The 17,589-nt window shown below is 60.1% G+C and carries 19 protein-coding genes; 11 read left to right on the forward strand and 8 right to left on the reverse strand.

Annotation, left to right across the window (positions count from 1 at the left end; translation table 11 throughout):
- On the reverse strand, positions 1-261 hold a 261-nt coding region (locus GA0061102_RS27295; protein ID WP_139115112.1), incomplete at its 3' end, for a transposase.
- 196 nt (positions 262-457) lie between these two features.
- Here GA0061102_RS27295 and GA0061102_RS27300 point away from each other — a divergent pair.
- Both GA0061102_RS27300 and GA0061102_RS27305 read left to right on the forward strand, forming a co-directional pair.
- Positions 458-1,291 carry an RDD family protein gene (locus GA0061102_RS27300; protein WP_092855069.1) on the forward strand — a complete coding sequence of 278 codons (834 nt, stop codon included), beginning with the start codon at positions 458-460 and terminating at the stop codon, positions 1,289-1,291.
- 148 nt (positions 1,292-1,439) lie between these two features.
- Positions 1,440-1,895: a hypothetical protein gene (locus GA0061102_RS27305; protein ID WP_245298155.1), complete on the forward strand. Its 456-nt coding sequence runs from the start codon at positions 1,440-1,442 to the stop codon at positions 1,893-1,895.
- A gap of 51 nt (positions 1,896-1,946) precedes the next feature.
- On the opposite strand, the gene GA0061102_RS27310 is transcribed toward GA0061102_RS27305, so the two are convergent.
- A complete protein-coding gene (locus GA0061102_RS27310; RefSeq protein ID WP_092855071.1) occupies positions 1,947-3,197 on the reverse strand; it encodes an MFS transporter in 1,251 nt (416 codons plus the stop codon).
- Between the two features lie 284 nt (positions 3,198-3,481).
- On the opposite strand from GA0061102_RS27310, the gene uvrB reads away from it, so the two are divergent.
- From uvrB to GA0061102_RS27325, 3 genes are all read left to right on the forward strand, one after another.
- Positions 3,482-6,265, forward strand: a complete 2,784-nt coding sequence (gene uvrB, locus GA0061102_RS27315) for an excinuclease ABC subunit UvrB (RefSeq protein WP_092855143.1) — start codon at positions 3,482-3,484, stop codon at positions 6,263-6,265.
- A 199-nt stretch (positions 6,266-6,464) separates the two neighbouring features.
- Positions 6,465-6,920 carry an SRPBCC family protein gene (locus GA0061102_RS27320; RefSeq protein ID WP_004109317.1) on the forward strand — a complete coding sequence of 152 codons (456 nt, stop codon included), beginning with the start codon at positions 6,465-6,467 and terminating at the stop codon, positions 6,918-6,920.
- Between the two features lie 164 nt (positions 6,921-7,084).
- Positions 7,085-8,143 (forward strand): adenylate/guanylate cyclase domain-containing protein, encoded by a 1,059-nt coding sequence (locus GA0061102_RS27325; RefSeq protein WP_092855144.1) that lies wholly within the window; start codon positions 7,085-7,087, stop codon positions 8,141-8,143.
- Positions 8,144-8,193: 50 nt separating this feature from the next.
- On the opposite strand, the gene GA0061102_RS27330 is transcribed toward GA0061102_RS27325, so the two are convergent.
- Positions 8,194-8,706 (reverse strand): nucleoside deaminase, encoded by a 513-nt coding sequence (locus GA0061102_RS27330; RefSeq protein ID WP_092855073.1) that lies wholly within the window; start codon positions 8,704-8,706, stop codon positions 8,194-8,196.
- Between the two features lie 457 nt (positions 8,707-9,163).
- On the opposite strand from GA0061102_RS27330, the gene GA0061102_RS27335 reads away from it, so the two are divergent.
- Positions 9,164-9,376 (forward strand): cold-shock protein, encoded by a 213-nt coding sequence (locus GA0061102_RS27335; RefSeq protein WP_004109325.1) that lies wholly within the window; start codon positions 9,164-9,166, stop codon positions 9,374-9,376.
- A 218-nt stretch (positions 9,377-9,594) separates the two neighbouring features.
- Here GA0061102_RS27335 and dusA read toward each other — a convergent pair whose 3' ends face one another.
- Complete coding sequence (gene dusA / locus GA0061102_RS27340) at positions 9,595-10,608, reverse strand: tRNA dihydrouridine(20/20a) synthase DusA (protein ID WP_092855075.1); 1,014 nt, start codon at positions 10,606-10,608, stop codon at positions 9,595-9,597.
- A 141-nt stretch (positions 10,609-10,749) separates the two neighbouring features.
- Between dusA and GA0061102_RS27345 the strand changes: the two genes are divergently transcribed.
- Complete coding sequence (locus GA0061102_RS27345; RefSeq protein WP_092855077.1) at positions 10,750-11,445, forward strand: fumarylacetoacetate hydrolase family protein; 696 nt, start codon at positions 10,750-10,752, stop codon at positions 11,443-11,445.
- A 16-nt stretch (positions 11,446-11,461) separates the two neighbouring features.
- On the forward strand, positions 11,462-11,992 hold the full coding sequence (locus GA0061102_RS27350) for a gamma carbonic anhydrase family protein (protein ID WP_092855079.1): 531 nt from the start codon (positions 11,462-11,464) through the stop codon (positions 11,990-11,992).
- A gap of 51 nt (positions 11,993-12,043) precedes the next feature.
- Here the strand turns inward: GA0061102_RS27350 and GA0061102_RS27355 are convergent, their stop codons facing one another.
- Genes GA0061102_RS27355 through GA0061102_RS27365 form a run of 3 tightly spaced genes read right to left on the reverse strand, consistent with a single transcriptional unit; the run spans position 12,044 to position 14,134 of the window.
- Positions 12,044-12,442 carry a Fur family transcriptional regulator gene (locus GA0061102_RS27355; protein ID WP_092855081.1) on the reverse strand — a complete coding sequence of 133 codons (399 nt, stop codon included), beginning with the start codon at positions 12,440-12,442 and terminating at the stop codon, positions 12,044-12,046.
- On the reverse strand, positions 12,439-13,266 hold the full coding sequence (gene znuB / locus GA0061102_RS27360) for a zinc ABC transporter permease subunit ZnuB (protein ID WP_092855146.1): 828 nt from the start codon (positions 13,264-13,266) through the stop codon (positions 12,439-12,441). Before znuB ends, GA0061102_RS27355 begins: the two co-directional genes overlap by 4 nt.
- Entirely contained in the window at positions 13,259-14,134 is an 876-nt protein-coding gene (locus tag GA0061102_RS27365) for an ATP-binding cassette domain-containing protein (RefSeq protein WP_092855083.1), read from the reverse strand. Before GA0061102_RS27365 ends, znuB begins: the two co-directional genes overlap by 8 nt.
- 100 nt (positions 14,135-14,234) lie before the next feature.
- On the opposite strand from GA0061102_RS27365, the gene GA0061102_RS27370 reads away from it, so the two are divergent.
- The 3 genes from GA0061102_RS27370 (at position 14,235) to GA0061102_RS27380 (ending at position 16,672) form a co-directional block, all read left to right on the forward strand.
- On the forward strand, positions 14,235-15,206 hold the full coding sequence (locus tag GA0061102_RS27370; RefSeq protein ID WP_092855085.1) for a zinc ABC transporter substrate-binding protein: 972 nt from the start codon (positions 14,235-14,237) through the stop codon (positions 15,204-15,206).
- 81 nt (positions 15,207-15,287) lie between these two features.
- A complete protein-coding gene (locus tag GA0061102_RS27375; protein WP_092855087.1) occupies positions 15,288-16,493 on the forward strand; it encodes a GTP-binding protein in 1,206 nt (401 codons plus the stop codon).
- Positions 16,490-16,672 (forward strand): hypothetical protein, encoded by a 183-nt coding sequence (locus tag GA0061102_RS27380; RefSeq protein WP_092855089.1) that lies wholly within the window; start codon positions 16,490-16,492, stop codon positions 16,670-16,672. The genes GA0061102_RS27375 and GA0061102_RS27380 overlap by 4 nt, the downstream gene beginning before the upstream one ends.
- 8 nt (positions 16,673-16,680) lie before the next feature.
- Here the strand turns inward: GA0061102_RS27380 and GA0061102_RS27385 are convergent, their stop codons facing one another.
- Positions 16,681-17,403: a PAS domain-containing protein gene (locus GA0061102_RS27385; RefSeq protein ID WP_092855148.1), complete on the reverse strand. Its 723-nt coding sequence runs from the start codon at positions 17,401-17,403 to the stop codon at positions 16,681-16,683.
- Positions 17,404-17,589: the final 186 nt, after the last annotated feature.

Genomic DNA, 17,589 nt, shown 5'->3' on the forward strand with positions numbered 1-17,589 from the left:
CCGGCATTCACGCTCCAGTCGCCGGGAGGAGCGCACCTCGTTGAAATAGCCGTAGATGTAGAGCTTCAGCAGATCACGCGGATCGTAGGGGGGACGACCTGTCGAGGCCTCAACCGCTCGCCTGAATCCGAGCTGCGCAACATCAAGCCCATCGACAAAGGCATCGATCACCCGCACCGCAGCATCTGCCGCAACGTAATCCTCGATCCGGGCTGGCAACAGCGACGTCTGACCCCGATCAGTCCCTGAAATGTATCCCATGAAAATGGCCGCATCGTTTCCAATGCGGCCACCTTAATTGATTTGCCGGACTTCTCACACAGGCTGGCTAGCCCCCCTTTTTTGGCCGCGCCATATCCGCGACCATCCAGCGAATCGCCGCAAACAGTGATATATCCTGCAACTTGAAGTACATCATGTCGCACATTGCCGCAAAGCGCGCAGAAGGTGGGGGCCTATGAGTTTTGCTGCTTCGGATCATCAAACGGCGTCCTTGCCGCCGCGCCATTTCTGGCGCCGGCTTGGCGCATGTTTGATCGACATCATCATCTTCCGGATCGCTCTCATCATCATATTCCTCGCAATATCGGCCGTGACGTCATGGGATGTGGCGCTGCCTTATCTCCGCAATCAGCGATGCGAGGCGATCACATCGGGGCCACTCATTCCGAAGGTAGAAACCGATTGGCCGCTGCAGCCCGGCGAGACCCGAACCAACAAGCTGTGCCAAGTTTCCTGGCTCGGCAGCAAGGGATACAAGATCTTTGTTTCATCGGTCGCTTCGCAGCAGGGAACGACAAACTGGACGCATAGTGTGTACTTGCCGGTCGATGACAATGGAAATCCGCTCGATACGGACGTAGCCGATAGGCCGTCATCCAACGTCGCACTTCTTATTCTGCCATTCGCATTTGCCTATCTATCGGCCAATGGCAGGCGCACGCTTGGGAAGCGCCTCTTGTCGCTAAGAGTGAAAACGACCGATAACGGGACCCTTCCCTTGGGATTGGCCATAAAACGCGAGCTATTCAAGTTTCTGCCGGTGATATTGCCGGCGATCCTCGGTTTGATCAGTCTCGTTCTTCCGCCATCCATGCCCACGATCGAGCAGCTGATCCAGCAGGTTCGCGACCCCAACCTCTTTACCGCCGGCGGTATGCTAAGCCTGATCGGCGTCCTGACGCCGCTCCTGTTCGTCTTCGCTGCTATCTGGTGGCTCTATCCGCTGATCGTATGGCACGGCCAGACTTTCTACGACCGTTTCTGCGACACAAAAGTCGTCAAGGATTGAGGCAATGCCCCTGGGAAACCGGGGATTTCCTTGGTGGCGAAAGGCATGAAAGATTGCCACAGGGCCGGGCCATGTCTTGCTGCTGCTTCTCCAGAGAGGTTCGATCGCTGTGAATCCGAAATATGCCGCACTTCCGTCGTCACTTCGCTTGACCTTGTTGGCAGCAGCTGTCGCTCTGCCACTACCGATGGCGGCGACGCCGGCCAAGGCCGCACCAGGCACATGCTGGTCGTTGCTGCAGGGAAAATTCGGTCCGCAGATCGAAAAATCGGTGAACGAAGTCGACCCTTGCAAGAAGCTGCCGGGTGTCGACCACAAGGAAAAATTCGAGGTCAAATCGCTCGATGTCTGCGATGGCCCGAACGGCGGTGTCCAGATCAACGCTCACGCCGAAATGGCCTGCAAGTCACATGGCGTGCTGAAGGCAACGATCAAAGGCGAGCTCGACGCATCCATGACGGTCGATGTCGGCGCATGCCATATCACCGACATGCATCTTGGCATCAACGGTCCGATCGGCGAGCTGATATCCTCCGTCGGCGGGCTGCAGGATCTCGCTCGCGGCTTCGCGCAGACGAAGATTTCGGAGATCTGTGGCAAATAAAAGCGAGGCCGGCGAAGCCACCGACCCCATCGAGCAAGATAACGAGACGGTTCAGGTTTGCATGGCACGATCCGCCTCGTCGGCACTTTTGTCGCCGAAACGGACGCCCTTCTTTTCGAAACCGAAGCCGGCAAACAGAGCTACGACGACGGCGACAATGCAGGCCACGGCCAGCAGCGCAAGGGCATAATCGCCACCCCATCTCTTCGCCAATCCAGCCTGGATCGAAGCATTCCCCGAAGCCAGCAGATTGCCGAGCTGATAGGCAAATCCAGGGAATGTGCCGCGCACCTCGTCCGGCGACAATTCGTTGAGATGCACGGGCACAATACCCCAGGCGCCCTGTACGAAAAGCTGCATCAGGAAAGCGCCAAGCGCCAGCATGACCGGCCCTTGCCCGTAAACCCAGAGCGGCGCGGCAGGGATGGCCAAGAGGGCAGCAATGACGATGGTGCGACGCCTGCCGATACGCTCGGACAGTGCGCCGAAGGACAGACCGCCGACGATCGCGCCGATGTTATAGACGATGGCAATGGCCCCGACCGTATAGGAATCATACTGCTTCTGGGTTTCGAGGAAGGTCGGATAGAGGTCCTGCGTGCCGTGGCTGAGGAAGTTGAAGGCCGTCATCAAGAGCACCGCCCAGATGAACAACGGAATGTTTTCACGCAGCACGGTGAGGAATGGTCGCTGCGGCTTGGATTGCCGCTGCACGAAGGCCGGCGATTCCTGCACGTTGCGTCTGATATAGAGCACCAGCAGCGCCGGCACCGCGCCGACGATGAACATGCCGCGCCAGCCGATGATCGGAAACAACAGGAAAAAGACGATCGAAGCAATCAGATAGCCGGAAGGATAGCCCGCCTGCAGGATGCCCGAGACGAGACCGCGTGACTCCTCGGGAATGGTCTCCATCGTCAATGATGCGCCGACACCCCATTCGCCGCCCATGGCCACCCCGAAGAGTGCCCGAAGAACGAGAAACATTGTCAGGCCCGTCGAAAAGCCGGTCAGAAACTCGAAGACTGAATAGAGCAGCACATCAACCATCAGTGTGACACGCCGGCCGTAACGGTCGGCGGCAAGGCCGAAGATCAGCGCGCCGAGCGGCCGCATGGCCAAAGTAAGGAAGATGGCGACGGCAACCGCCGGGACATCCGTGTGAAATTCCTCGGCTATATGCTTGAGAACGAAAACCAATATGAAGAAATCGAAAGCGTCCAGCGTCCAGCCCAGATAGGCCGCGATGATGGTGTTTCGTTGCTGGGGCGACAAGGAGCGTAAGCTATCCAATGCGGTCATCATGATCCTCCGACCGGATGGCGGCGGCGAGGCGGGCAATACCGGATGCCGTCGAAGCTGGGGGAACCCGGCACTGGCCGGGCATGTCGACGTTGCGGCCTGCTCCTCATTCGGCGCCTGCGAGGATCGCGCTATGCGGACTTTCAGATCAGCGACAACGCATCGGCCGCCCTCAGGTTGTAGCATATTTGACATGTCCGACGAACGGAAAAATCTACCATTCCGTTTCCCTTTTGTACCCTTTGCCTCTTCACATCCACGCGTTCTATCGCCATATTCGCCGCATGGCCAGATCACCGAAAAAACCCTCCGCCCCGTCCGGTTTCGAAGAGGCGCCGCAGACGCCGTTTGAAGGCGCGCCGCTGAGCGGCAGCGTCGCCGACTGGGTAAAGCAGCTCGAGGCCGATGCCGAAATGTCCGGCATCGAGACGCAACGCGAGATTGCCTCGAAGGCCGGCAAGCATCGCAAGAAGGTGGAAATCGCCGCTTCAAAGTCTGGACGCGGTACATCGATGGGCGGATCGACAGACCCGAAGACGCGTGCCGCCGCGGGCCTGAACCCGGTATCCGGCATGGACACATCGTTGGAAAACGCCGTCAATGCCGGTACTGCCGTGACGGCAACGGTCGAGGCGCTGTCGAAGCTGATCGAGAGCGGCAATCCGCTGTTCAAGGACGGCAAGCTCTGGACGCCGCACCGCCCTGCCCGGCCGGCGAAATCCGAAGGCGGCATCCAGATCCGCATGGCCTCGGAATACCAGCCCGCCGGCGACCAGCCGACGGCAATCCGGGATCTCGTCGAAGGATTGGAGAATGGCGACCGCAGCCAGGTACTGCTCGGCGTCACCGGCTCCGGCAAGACCTTCACCATGGCCAAGGTGATCGAGGCGACGCAGCGCCCCGCCGTCATTCTCGCGCCGAACAAGACGCTGGCAGCACAGCTCTATTCCGAATTCAAGAACTTCTTCCCGGACAATGCGGTCGAGTATTTCGTCTCCTACTACGATTATTACCAGCCGGAAGCCTATGTTCCCCGCTCGGATACCTTCATCGAGAAGGAAAGCTCGATCAACGAACAGATCGACCGCATGCGCCACTCGGCGACCCGCTCGCTGCTGGAACGCGACGATTGCATCATTGTCGCCTCGGTCTCCTGCATCTACGGTATCGGCTCGGTCGAAACCTATACGGCGATGACCTTCCAGATGAATGTCGGCGACCGGCTGGATCAGCGCCAGCTTCTCGCCGACCTCGTGGCGCAGCAATACAAGCGCCGCGACATGGATTTCATCCGCGGCTCCTTCCGCGTTCGCGGCGACACGATCGAGATCTTCCCGGCCCACTTGGAAGATGCTGCCTGGCGTATCTCCATGTTCGGCGACGAGATCGATTCCATCACCGAATTCGATCCGCTCACCGGCCAGAAAACCGGCGACCTGAAATCGGTGAAGATCTACGCCAATTCGCACTACGTCACGCCGCGCCCCACGCTGAACGGCGCCATCAAGGCGATCAAGGAAGAGCTGAAAATCCGGCTCGCCGAGCTGGAGAAGGCAGGCCGCTTGCTTGAGGCGCAGCGACTGGAGCAGCGCACCCGCTATGACGTCGAAATGCTTGAGGCTACTGGCTCTTGCGCCGGCATCGAGAACTATTCGCGTTATCTCACTGGCCGCAATCCCGGCGAACCGCCGCCGACTTTGTTCGAATATATTCCCGACAATGCCCTGCTGTTCATCGACGAAAGCCACGTCTCTGTCAGCCAGATCGGCGGCATGTATCGCGGCGACTTCCGGCGCAAGGCGACGCTCGCCGAATACGGCTTCCGCCTGCCCTCCTGCATGGACAACCGGCCGCTGCGTTTCGAGGAGTGGGATGCCATGCGCCCGGACACGATCGCGGTTTCCGCAACGCCCGGCAGCTGGGAAATGGAGCAATCCGGCGGCGTCTTCGCTGAACAGGTCATCCGCCCCACGGGCCTGATCGACCCGCCGGTCGAGGTCCGCTCGGCCCGCACGCAGGTCGACGACGTGCTCGGCGAGATCCGCGAGACCGCCGCCAAGGGTTATCGCACGCTTTGCACCGTGCTCACCAAGCGCATGGCCGAGGATCTGACGGAATATTTGCACGAACAAGGCGTGCGCGTGCGCTATATGCACTCCGACATCGACACGCTGGAGCGCATCGAGATCATCCGCGATCTTCGCCTGGGCGCCTTCGACGTGCTCGTCGGCATTAACCTCTTGCGCGAAGGCCTCGACATTCCCGAATGCGGCTTCGTCGCCATCCTCGATGCCGACAAGGAAGGCTTCCTGCGCTCGGAAACATCGCTTGTCCAGACCATCGGCCGTGCCGCGCGTAACGTCGACGGCAAGGTCATTCTCTATGCCGATACCGTCACCGGCTCGATGCAGCGGGCGATGGACGAAACCAGCCGCCGCCGTGAGAAGCAGATGGCCTTCAACCTCGAGCACGGCATTACGCCAGAATCGGTGAAGGCGAAAATTTCCGACATTCTCGACAGCGTCTACGAAAGGGACCATGTGCGCGCCGATATCGGCGGCGCCTCCGGCAAGGGCTTCGCCGATGGCGGCCACCTCGTCGGCAACAACCTGCAGGCCCATCTCAACGCCCTGGAAAAATCCATGCGCGATGCCGCCGCCGACCTCGACTTCGAAAAGGCAGCAAGACTGCGCGACGAGATCAAGCGCCTCAAGGCCGTCGAGCTCGCAGCCATGGACGATCCGATGGCCCGCGAGGAGGCCCGGAGCCTCGAAAGCCGCAGCGCGTCGGGCAAGCGCGCCGCCCCCGAACCCGAGGCATCACGCTCCTATTTCGCCAAGCCGAACCTCGATGAAATGGGGCCTGGCAGCGATGCCGGCACACCGCTTTTCCGCAAGAATACGCTGGACGAAATGACTGTCGGCCGCACGGAGAAGCCGGTGACCGGCAAGATGCCGGACAAGCCGATCACCCGCGCCAAGCCCGGCGTCGGCTCCTACGAGGATCCGGTGGACGAGAAGCAGCGCAAGGGGCGGACGAAGGGCAAGACGGGTCGACCCGGGCGATAAGATTGATGTCGCCGGCGAAAATCCGCCGGTCTGAGCTGCCGATTTGTGATAAGCAATGCCTGCGAGCATCGAGAGATATCTTGCTGGCCGTGCATCAGCACCTACATATCATTCTATAAGGAGGCCCACGGAGGGACGGAAGACGCTCGATCGCGGACCGTGCCGTGGGAAAGCGACAGCAACCACGGGAGAGAGACCGATGCCAGAGCCCTTCGTCGTCCGCCGCGAGACCCGCGTCCCGGCGCCGCCTGCCGCCATATTCGCGCTGCTGACCGATCCGGAGAAGATCCTGCGCTGGATGGGTACGGAAGCCCAGACCGAGCCTCAACCCGGCGGCATCTATCTCGTCAACGTCACCGGAGCCCGCGTCGCGCGCGGCTCTTTCCGAGAGGTCGTGCCGGTCCATCGCCTCGCCTATAGTTTTGGCTGGGAAGGCAGTGAAGAAGTGCCTCCGGGGTCGAGCCTGGTGGAAATCGACCTGATCGAACAGCCGGAGGGAACCTTGGTCCGCCTCACCCATACCGGCCTGCCGACATCCGAACAATGTGAAGCCCATGCAAAAGGCTGGGCGCATTATTTCGATCGCATGGCCGAAGTGGCGGCCGGGCGGGATCCTGGCCCGGACCCCATGCGTGGTCACGACCGCAAGAGCTGACGATGTCTCGAGCGTGGCGCCATCGGGCTAGATGGCCTGATATTCACAAGATATCACCGATCGGCGACAGTAGTCTTGCTCATGGCATATGAAGGTCTATGCGCCACCGGGAAGGTTGCGCCGGCAAGGATGACAGCCTGCAGCCGCCATGGCATGATCCCAGCATGGATTTGCCCGCCCCTCTTGCCTGGCTGGTTGACGAAGCCGGCACCTCGCCCAGCCCCGAACGCTTTCTGGCCGATCTGGGAGGACACCTGCTGGCCGCCGGGCTGCCTCTCGCCGGCGGCGCTCTGACGCTTGCAGCGCCGCATCCGATCATCACGCAGCACACCTGGCTCTGGCGCGCCGAGACCGGCGCAGTCGTCGAGGCCCTCGGCTTCGCCGGCACGGCGCTCGGGCAGGCCGGCCGAGACTGGCTCGGCGAACTCGGCCCGGCATGCGAGGAAACGATCGGGACTGCGCCCGGCAATTCCTTGCTGGCCTGGGCCGGCACCAGACCCTTCAGCTCTTCCGAAACGGATAGTTTGCGTCAGGTCACGCGCTTTGCCGCAGCCCCCTTGGCGGGCTTGGCCGCCCGCGCCACTCTATCAACCCTGCTCGAAGCCTATCTCGGCCGCAGAAGCGCCGCCAGGGTCCAGGCCGGCGCGCTCAGCCGCAGCACCGGCGAGACCATCCGCGCAGCACTGCTCTGCGCCGACCTCCGGGATTTCACCGCCCTGTCCGAAGCAACGGAACCGACCGTCATCATCGCGGCCCTCGACGCTTGGTTCGATCGCGTCGCCGGCGCGGTCCATGCCTTCGGCGGCGAAGTGCTGAAATTCATTGGCGATGGAGTGCTGGCGATCTTTCCCGTCACCGGGACACCGACGGAAGCCTGCGAGGCAGCATTGCGCGCCGTCACCGCCATCCGCGCCGGCATGGCCCATCTCGACGCGACACGGGCAAACCAGGGCCTGCCGCCGCTCCCCTTCGGCGCCGCCCTGCATTTCGGCGACATGCTATGGGGCAATATCGGCGCCGCCGACCGCCTGGACTTCACCGCCATCGGCCCCGCCGTCAATCTCGTCAGCCGCCTCGAGGGCCTCTGCAAGCCGCTCGGGCGCAATATCCTCGTTTCAGGATCGGTCGCGGCGGAAACGACGATGCCGTTGTTGTCTCTGGGAGACTATGAGCTGCGCGGGATTGCCGAACCTTGCGCGGTGTTTACGCTGGCGGAAAACTAGGATCGCGAACGACTTGAACTCTCATGCGCATTGCCAGCCGTGCCGCATATCTACCGATTGGCTCTAACGGCGGCTTGAAAATGTGAGGCTCCACCCGTCAACCAAAATTCCTCAGTCGTCGTATCGAGAAATGCGGCAAAGAGCGCGCTAGCCTCCTGTCGGCGAACGCCTCCGACGATTTCTACTGCTCTCGAAAGGTGCCTGGGTGGAGAATTTTCCAGCTTAACGTGAGCACATCCGCCGTAAGCATCTGGCATGGCGAATACAAGGCGCGTTATCGGCAAGTGCAGCATAGTGCCGAAACACATGATGCAAGGCTCCAGCGTTGTATAAAGCGTAATGTCGTCGTTTCGCGAGAAGATATAGTCGCCTCTAAACACCTGGTGAAAAAGGTTCATTTCCGCATGGTTCAAATGATTTGAAACCATGGTTTTATGCGAGCGCCCCAAAATTCGGCTTCCTGCGGATAGAACCGCGCCTACCGGGAATACGCCTTGTTCCAAAGCAGTCTTTGCCTCGGCCAATGCGAGGCCCATCATGTCGTCATCATTCGATTGAACCATGTAAGCTCCGCACGTTCGATTATCAAAAGTTGCGCAATCGCAGACTAGCGACTTTTACGATGGACACAATGATGTCGTCCCCGGCGACGGATTCTTGATCGATGCTGCACTAATAGAAAGCAAGCTTATTATGTGATTTGAAAATAATAGATTCGTCGATCAATCGAATTTGGGAGTTATCAACCTATTGGTTTTTCTGTCATTCTACCCTGCCGTTAAAACGCCTCTTGCCTTTTTCACAAAACCCTGTCACCCATATGCATGCTCGGGCATTTGCATGCCGGTGACTGGACTGATTTGGTGATCCGCTGACGGCAGGCAGCGGTTGGGTCTAAAGGACCCGCGCAGACGTTCTTTCCCCGTACGTGACTTCTCGACTAGCTTTCGCATGGCGCGGAGGCAAAGCCGTCCGGATTTTCCGGATTAATTAAGACTGATGGGTAAAGGACTATCCCCCATGGCCACCAAGGGCACCGTAAAATTCTTCAACCAGGACAAGGGTTTTGGTTTCATCACTCCTGACGGCGGCGCAAAGGACGTTTTCGTCCATATCTCCGCTCTTCAGGCTTCTGGCATCCAGTCGCTGCGCGAAGGCCAGCAGGTCACGTTCGACACCGAGCCGGATCGCATGGGCAAGGGCCCGAAGGCTGTCAACATCCAGGCTAACTAAGCCTCTGGTGACTGCCTGAGTGAGGTTTCGGACGGCGCGGCGAAAACCGCGCCGTTTTTCGTTTGTGAAGTGTTTGCGGGGCTGAGGCCCCCCTCGTCCTTCGAGGCTGCAGTCCTTGGCTTCCGCGCCTCAGGATGAGGGGGACTTAGCTCCGCGCGGCGCCATTCAAAGCGGTTTTCCGGTCAGACCCGGTCCCAGCCGATCGCAGTTAGCCCTCGTCAAGCGCTCACCCGTTCCCCCTCGCCAGCAAAATCCACCGCGGCGAAGGCGGCGGCGATCACTTCAGGCCCTGCACCCGGCTTGTTGGCATCGGTCGAGAGGATCTGGCGGTAGCGGCGCGAGCCGGGCAAGCCGCTGAACAGGCCGACCATATGGCGCGCGACATGCTGAAGACGGCCGCCCTCGGCAATATGCCGTTCTGTATAGGCCATCATCCGGTCGCGCAGAGCGTTCCAGTCCGATTCGACAGCTTGCGCCCCATAGAATCGATGATCGACATCGGCAAGAATGGCGGCGTTCTGGTAAGCGGCGCGGCCAAGCATGACGCCATCGACATGAGCGAGATGCGCCTCGGCCTGGTCAAGCGTCTGGATGCCGCCATTGATGCCGATGAAGACATCGGGCCAACGCTGCTTCATGCGGTAGACGATCTCATAGTCCAGCGGCGGGATCTCGCGATTTTCCTTCGGCGACAGACCCTTCAACCAGGCTTTGCGCGCATGGATCCAGATTGCGTCGGCGCCGGCATCGAGCACCCGCGTCATCAGCTCGGGCAACGCCTCTTCCGGCTCCTGATCGTCGACACCAATGCGGCATTTCACCGTCACGGGCGCCTTCGACACTGCTTTCATCGCCGCAACGCAGGAGGCCACCGTCTCCGGCGTCAGCATCAGGCAGGCACCGAAGGTACCGGATTGCACGCGGTCCGACGGGCAGCCGACATTGAGATTGATCTCATCATAACCATGGGCTTCCGCGATCCGCAGCGCCTGTGAAAGCTTGGCCGGATCCGAACCGCCAAGCTGCAGCGCAACCGGATGCTCTGCCGCATCATATCCCAGCAGCCGGTCGCGCGGTCCATGGATGATCGCGTCGGCCACCACCATTTCCGTATAGAGCAGCGCATGCCGGCTGATCTGCCGATGCAGGTACCTGCAATGGCGATCCGTCCAGTCGATCATAGGGGCAACCGCAAAGATCTTGCGGCCAGTTTTCAGCGCTTCACTATACATGGGATACCTTTCTGCCCCGCGCTCTACACCAAATCCTTCAAAAAGGCCAGTTTTCGCGGCAGTAACAATGATGCTAGTTTGCAAAATGGAGTCGGAGGGCAGCGGCCTTTCCGAGATCAATGAGAGTTTCGAACGATCCCCATGAACGCCCCACTCATGACAGTCATTCCATCCCCCGCCCCGGTCCTGCTGCCGATCGAGGGCGAAACCGAGTTCTTTCCCGTGCGCCGGGTCTATTGCGTCGGCCGCAACTATGCCGACCACGCCATAGAAATGGGTCATGACCCCAGCCGCGAGCCGCCCTTTTTCTTCCAGAAGAACGCCGACAATCTGCTGGTATCAGGCGATTTCCCCTACCCGCCGCTGTCATCCGACGTGCATCACGAGGTGGAGCTTGTCGTGGCGCTGCGCAGCGGCGGCGCCGATATTCTGGTCGAGCAGGCGCTCGACTGCGTTTATGGTTATGGCGTCGGCATCGACTTCACCCGCCGCGATCTGCAGGGCGAAGCCAAGAAGCTCGGCCGGCCCTGGGAGATCGGCAAGGCGTTCGAGCATTCCGCGCCCGTCTCCGCGCTGGTGCCCGCCACCCGCGTCGGCCATCCCGACAAGGGCGGCATCTGGCTGCTGCGCAACGGCGAGGCTGCCCAGCGAGGCGACCTCTCGCAGATGATCTGGAAAGTGCCTGAAATCATCGCCGAGCTGTCCAAGCTCTTCACGCTCGCGCCGGGCGATGTCATCATGACCGGCACGCCCGCAGGCGTCGGCCCGGTTGCGCGCGGTGACCGGATCAGCTGTGCCGTCGACGGCGTCGCGACGCTGGTATTGAACGTAATCTGATCGAGGAGGATCATCCATGCCGCTCTACGCCCTTGCCGGCCTGACACCGAAAACGCCCGGTCCGAGCCGATACTGGATCGCCCCGGATGCCAGCGTCATCGGCCAGGTCGAGATCGGCGAAGATGTCGGCATCTGGTTCGGCTCGGTGCTGCGCGGCGACAACGAGCCGATCATCATCGGCAAGGGCACCAACATCCAGGAAGGCACGATGGTGCATACGGACCCGACCTTCGCCGTGATGATCGGCGAAGGCTGCACCATCGGGCATCATGCCATCATCCATGGCTGCACCATCGGCAATAATTCGCTGATCGGCATGGGCGCCACCGTGCTGAACGGCGCGAAGATCGGCAATAATTGCCTCGTCGGCGCCAATGCGCTTGTCACGGAAGGCAAGGAATTTCCGGATGGCTCGCTGATCGTCGGCTCGCCGGCGAGAGCGATCCGCACGCTGGACGAAGCCGCGATCGAACGCCTGCGTCGCTCGGCCCAGCATTACATCGCCAATTGGCAGCGCTTCGCCCGCGATCTGAAGAGATTAGATTAGAAAACGATCATAAATAGTTGCCGGAGCGTGAGATAAGGCTCCGGCAAAAGCTCACGCTGCGCAATTGGCGCAATGGCCGCGGATTTCGATGGTCGACTTTTCCGCCTTGAATTTCTGCGACTTCAGCCAATCCGTCAGGCGGTGATCCACCTCGTGATCGTGGAATTCGATCACCTGGCCGCAGCTTTCGCAGATCGCGAAGGCAACCAGGCCGTGACTATGGCAATCCTCATTGGGATGCGCGCAGGCGACGAAGGAATTGATGCTCTCGAGCCGGTGGACGACGCCATATTCCAGAAGCTTGTCGAGCGCGCGGTAGACCTGCAGCGGGGCGCGAAAGCCTTGATCGCGCAGTTTGTCGAGAATGGTATAGGCGCTGAGTGGCGCCTCCGCCTTGGTCAGAACATCGAAAACGAGGGACTGGTTCTTGGTGAGCATCGGAGTGGTCATGATGACTGTCCTCTCTGTTGCGCCGCTGGCGTGCCGCTCCTGCGCACAAGCGGCAGCAGACTGATGATAAACAGAACGAGCGCCGCGACGACGATGGAGGGCCCGGACGGCGTATCGTAGCGTAGCGATCCGAAGAGCCCGCCGACGACGGCGACCGCGCCGAGCAGCGAGGCGAAAATCGCCATCGTCTCCGGTGTACCGGCAAAGCGGCGCGCAGTAGCGGCGGGAATGATCAGCAGCGCCGTGATGAGCAGAATGCCGACGATCTTCATGGCGATGGCGATCACCACGGCCATGAGCAGCATGAAGAACAGCCTGGCGCGTTCCGGCCGCAACCCTTCGGCCTCGGCCAGCTCAGGATTGACCGTCGATGCGAGCAGCGGCCGCCAGAGCCAGATGAGCGCTGCCAGCACGAGAATGCCGCCGCCCCAGATCACCGCGATGTCGGACTGGCTGACGGCCAGAATATCGCCGAAGAGGAAGGCGATGAGATCGATTCTCACCCAGCTCATGAAGGCGACGATAACCAGACCGATCGCCAGCGTCGCATGCGAGAGAATGCCGAGCAGCGCATCCGCCGACAGCGCCTGCCGCCGCTGCAGGAAGAGCAGCAGGATCGATACGAGCGCGGCGACCGCAAAAACGGAAAGGGTGAGATTAAGCTGGAAAAGCAGCGAGAGCGCCACGCCAAGCAGCGCCGAATGCGAGATCGTATCGCCGAAATAAGCCATGCGCCGCCAGATGATGAAGCAGCCGAGCGGCCCTGTCGTCAGCGCCAGCCCGACGCCGGCAACAATGGCGCGGAGGAAGAAATCGTCAAACATGGCGTCCTCCCCCGGCATGGTCATGCCCATGGTGATCATCGTGATGATCGTCATGGTCATGATGGTGGTGGCCATCCTCGGCATGGCAATGATCGGTGATCGAGCCGTCTTCATGCTGCACGCGACCGTCGGGCAGATGCGTATGATCGTGATGGTGGCTGTAGATCGCCAGCGACTGCGCCGCACGCGTACCGAACAGTTTTACATATTCCGGGCTCTGGCTGACCGTCTGCGGCGTGCCGCGGCAGCAGACATGGCCGTTCAGGCAAACCACCGTATCGGTGGCTGCCATGACAACATGCAAATCATGCGAAATCAGCAGGATACCGCAGCCTTCGGAATTGCGGATCGACTTGATGAGGTCGTAGAGCGCGATCTCACCGTTGAAATCAACCCCCTGCACGGGCTCGTCGAGCACCAGCAGATCGGGCTTGCGGGCAATGGCACGCGCCAGCAGCGTCCGTTGAAATTCGCCGCCGGAAAGATGCTGCACCTCGGCCTTGGCAAGATGCGCGATGCCGACGGCTTCCAACGCTGTCATCAGCTCACGTTCCGGCAAGGGACCCGTGAGGGTCATCAGGCGCTGAACGCTAAGCGGCAGCGTCCAGTCGATGGCAAGCTTCTGCGGGACATAGCCGACCTTCAGCCCGCTGATGCGATCGACACGCCCTTCGTCCGGCTTCAGCACGCCGATCGCTGCCTTGGCGCTGGTGGATTTGCCTGAGCCGTTCGGGCCGATCAGGGTGACGATTTCGCCGCGGTTGACGGAAAAATCCACGCCACGCACCAGCCAGCGACCACCACGGCGGACGCCGACATCATGGAGCGACACGAGAGGCCGGCTCTTGCTGTCGATGGAAGAAAGCATGGAAATTCCAATTGCACTATTGCGCCATGCTATTGCACACGTTATAGCATAACGCAATTGATGTAATAACATAACATATCCGTTCAAGGGCATTTATCGCATGAATGTAGCAAAAGCTCTCATTCCCCTCGCAGCCTCTCTCCTGCTCTCCGGCTTGCTGGTCGGCACCGCCGCTACCGCGGCCGATGCCCCGAAGGTCGTCGTTTCCATCAAGCCGATCCACTCGCTTGTCGCTGCCGTCATGCAGGGAGTAGGCACGCCGGATCTGATCGTCGACAGCGCAGCCTCACCGCATACCTATGCGCTCAAGCCATCGAATGCGCGCAGCCTCCAGCAGGCGCAGGTGGTTTTCTGGGTCGGCCCGGGCATGGAAGTCTTCCTGCAGAAACCCCTCGATTCTCTCGGCTCCAATGCTACTGTTGTTGAGCTGGATCAGGCGCCCGGCATCACCAAGCTCAAGTTCCGCGAAGGCGGCGCCTTCGAGCCGCATGACGATGGCGACGAGCCGGCCGCCGGCGAGAATCATGCCCACAATCATGATGACCACGGTGAATTCGACACCCACCTCTGGCTCGATCCGCACAATGCCAAGGCGATGGTGGCGGAGATCACCACGTCGCTGGTCGCAGCCGATCCCGCCAATGCGCTGACCTACGAAGCCAACCAGAAGGCGTTGAACGACAAGCTCGATGCCCTCGATACTGAGATCGCCTCAACGGTCGCACCGGTGAAGGAAAAGCCCTTCATCGTCTTCCACGACGCCTATCAGTATTTCGAGCATCGCTATGGCGTGCGTGTTTCCGGCTCGATCACGGTCAGCCCGGAAACCATTCCCGGCGCACAGCGCGTTGCCGAAATCCACAGCAAGGTTGCCGATCTCGGCGCAACCTGCGTTTTTGCCGAGCCGCAATTCGAACCGAAGCTGGTCAAGGTGGTGCTGGAAGGCACATCTGCGAAATCAGGCGTCCTCGATCCTGAAGCCGCGACGCTGCCGCAGGGGCCAAATCTCTACTTCGATCTGATGCGCGGTATCGCGAGCTCCCTGAAAAACTGCCTTTCAGCGCAAGGCTGAAGATCGCCGAAGGAAGCGAGCCCATTGCTCGCTTTTTTCAGAACATATTATGTAATGATATTACATTACAGTGAGGTTGCCATGAACAAGAAGCTCCCGGTTACCGTCCTCTCCGGTTTCCTCGGCGCCGGCAAGACGACGCTGCTCAATCACATCCTCAACAATCGTGAGGGTCTGCGCGTCGCCGTGATCGTCAACGACATGAGCGAAGTGAATATCGATGCGGCCCTGGTACGCGACGGCGGCGCCAATCTCTCCCGCACGGAAGAACAGCTGGTCGAGATGACCAATGGCTGCATCTGTTGCACGCTACGCGACGATCTGCTGAAGGAAGTCCGGCAACTCGCCGAGCAGGATCGCTTCGACTACCTGCTGATCGAATCGACCGGTATTGCCGAGCCCCTGCCCGTTGCCACCACCTTCGAGTTCCGCGACGAAGACGGTGGCAGCCTTTCCGATATCGCCCGGCTCGATACCATGGTGACCGTCGTCGATGCGGCCAACCTTCTCACCGACTACGGATCCACGGACTTCCTTGCCGATCGCGGCGAAACCGCCGGCGATGGTGACAACCGCACCATCGTCGACCTGCTGGTCGAACAGATCGAATTTGCCGATGTCGTCATTCTCAATAAGGTCGGTTCCGCAACAGCCGAGCAGCGCGACGCCGCCCGCAAGATCATCGTCGGCCTCAATCCGGATGCGCGGCAAATCGAAGCCGATTTCGGCGCCGTGGAGCCAGCGGAAGTTCTGGGCACCGGTCGTTTCGACATCGACCGCGCCGAGACACACCCGCTCTGGTACAAGGAATTGCACGGCTTCAAGGATCATGTTCCGGAAACGGAGGAATACGGCATCCGCTCCTTCGTCTATCGCGCGAGGAAACCCTTCGATCCCCTGATGTTTCAAGCATTTCTTAACCATTCCTGGCCGGGCGTGGTGCGCGCAAAGGGCTTATTCTGGCTCGCGACGCGTCCTTATTATGTCGGCGAAATGAGCCAGGCAGGCGCGCTGGTCCGTACGAGCAAGATGGGCCTGTGGTGGGCCGCGGTGCCGCAGGACCAATGGCCGCACGATCCCTCGTTCAAGCGCGCTCTTTCGCCCTATCTCGACCCCGTATGGGGCGACCGTCGCCAGGAACTGGTGTTCATCGGCGCCGATCCGATGAACCAGCAGCAGATCGTTGCGGAGCTGGATGCTTGCCTGATCGAAGCGGACCGCTTCACGCCTGAGCGCTGGCGCGACCTGCCGGATCCCTTCGCAAGCTGGAGCCGGCCAACGACATGAAGACGCCGAAGGTGATCCGATTTCGCTGCTATTGCCTGGAATGCGGCAATGATGACAAGCCGAAAGACAACGCTTTGCAGCACGCGATGGCGGCATCAGAACCAGGCGATGTCAGAGAGAATGAGCCGAACCCGTTGCTGATAGAGGATTCGGTCGAAAAACTGTTGTTCGGGGCCTGAACGGGAGTTCAGGCGACCTGCATGCTAGCAGGAACGACGCTAGCTTCGTGCACGACAAGCAATGCACCAATCACCTCAGCCTTGGCGCGAAGCGGCGTCATACTGCAGTGAAGGATCTTGCCTGGCTCGGTCTGGCGATAGGACGGATAGATGCATTCGACCTTTTCGCCGGCAAAGCAGGCATCAAGCTTCACCTTCACATTGCTTTCGAAATATTCGGAGCCGACGAATTCGGATATATGCCGCCCGACGAGCTCCATCTGCTTCGATTTCAGAAATTCCGAATTCGCCGCATTGCTGTAGAGATAGCGATAGTCGCGCGTAACGACGGCAACGCGATCCGGCAGGCTGTTGAGGATGACGTCGTTCAAGACGCTGCCTTCGTCGAAGCCGAAAAGCTCGTCGTGTTCCTCTCTCTTGGTCGAAAATGCCATCAAGACGTCGGTCGCCGATTCATTCGCGCCGCCGAAATAACGATCGATCAGCACGGATAGCGATGCCGAATTGCGCACGACGCGCGCGCGATCATCCGACTCTTCTCGGATGAGATTGTTCATGAATTGCAGCTGCATGTAGATTTCAAGCAGACTGGTGGCCTTATAGGCCAGAATAGCCGCAATAAGTGGCTCCAACTCGCTATCAAGCGCGTCTACAAGCTCGTCGTCACCAAGTTTTATTGCACGCTGAATCTGACTGCATTTCGTGGAGAAGGCATGAAAGAGTGCCAGCAAATTGCCCTCCTGTCCTTGACCATAGTCAAACACCGAGGCCTCGTTTCCCGGCGTTGCCATGCCCAAGGATATTCAGTTTGGTGTCCGCAATCTCACCAAACTTTCTAGCATATGAATTATCATGACTTACCCTGCGTTTCAATCCGGTGGACCGAACTTCTCCGCAAAGCAGTATTTCCAAAATGA

Origin of the sequence: Martinezella miluonensis (genome assembly GCF_900094545.1) — a bacterium.
Lineage (GTDB): Bacteria > Pseudomonadota > Alphaproteobacteria > Rhizobiales > Rhizobiaceae > Rhizobium > Rhizobium miluonense.

Bases quoted from the DNA above. Each gene is read 5' to 3' on its own strand.
- GA0061102_RS27300 (WP_092855069.1), top strand. From the start codon at position 458: ATGAGTTTTGCTGCTTCGGATCATCAAACGGCGTCCTTGCCGCCGCGC.
- GA0061102_RS27310 (WP_092855071.1), bottom strand. From the start codon at position 3,197: ATGACCGCATTGGATAGCTTACGCTCCTTGTCGCCCCAGCAACGAAAC.
- uvrB (WP_092855143.1), top strand. From the start codon at position 3,482: ATGGCCAGATCACCGAAAAAACCCTCCGCCCCGTCCGGTTTCGAAGAG.
- GA0061102_RS27320 (WP_004109317.1), top strand. From the start codon at position 6,465: ATGCCAGAGCCCTTCGTCGTCCGCCGCGAGACCCGCGTCCCGGCGCCG.
- GA0061102_RS27325 (WP_092855144.1), top strand. From the start codon at position 7,085: ATGGATTTGCCCGCCCCTCTTGCCTGGCTGGTTGACGAAGCCGGCACC.
- GA0061102_RS27330 (WP_092855073.1), bottom strand. From the start codon at position 8,706: ATGGTTCAATCGAATGATGACGACATGATGGGCCTCGCATTGGCCGAG.
- GA0061102_RS27335 (WP_004109325.1), top strand. From the start codon at position 9,164: ATGGCCACCAAGGGCACCGTAAAATTCTTCAACCAGGACAAGGGTTTT.
- dusA (WP_092855075.1), bottom strand. From the start codon at position 10,608: ATGTATAGTGAAGCGCTGAAAACTGGCCGCAAGATCTTTGCGGTTGCC.
- GA0061102_RS27345 (WP_092855077.1), top strand. From the start codon at position 10,750: ATGAACGCCCCACTCATGACAGTCATTCCATCCCCCGCCCCGGTCCTG.
- GA0061102_RS27350 (WP_092855079.1), top strand. From the start codon at position 11,462: ATGCCGCTCTACGCCCTTGCCGGCCTGACACCGAAAACGCCCGGTCCG.
- GA0061102_RS27355 (WP_092855081.1), bottom strand. From the start codon at position 12,442: ATGACCACTCCGATGCTCACCAAGAACCAGTCCCTCGTTTTCGATGTT.
- znuB (WP_092855146.1), bottom strand. From the start codon at position 13,266: ATGTTTGACGATTTCTTCCTCCGCGCCATTGTTGCCGGCGTCGGGCTG.
- GA0061102_RS27365 (WP_092855083.1), bottom strand. From the start codon at position 14,134: ATGCTTTCTTCCATCGACAGCAAGAGCCGGCCTCTCGTGTCGCTCCAT.
- GA0061102_RS27370 (WP_092855085.1), top strand. From the start codon at position 14,235: ATGAATGTAGCAAAAGCTCTCATTCCCCTCGCAGCCTCTCTCCTGCTC.
- GA0061102_RS27375 (WP_092855087.1), top strand. From the start codon at position 15,288: ATGAACAAGAAGCTCCCGGTTACCGTCCTCTCCGGTTTCCTCGGCGCC.
- GA0061102_RS27380 (WP_092855089.1), top strand. From the start codon at position 16,490: ATGAAGACGCCGAAGGTGATCCGATTTCGCTGCTATTGCCTGGAATGC.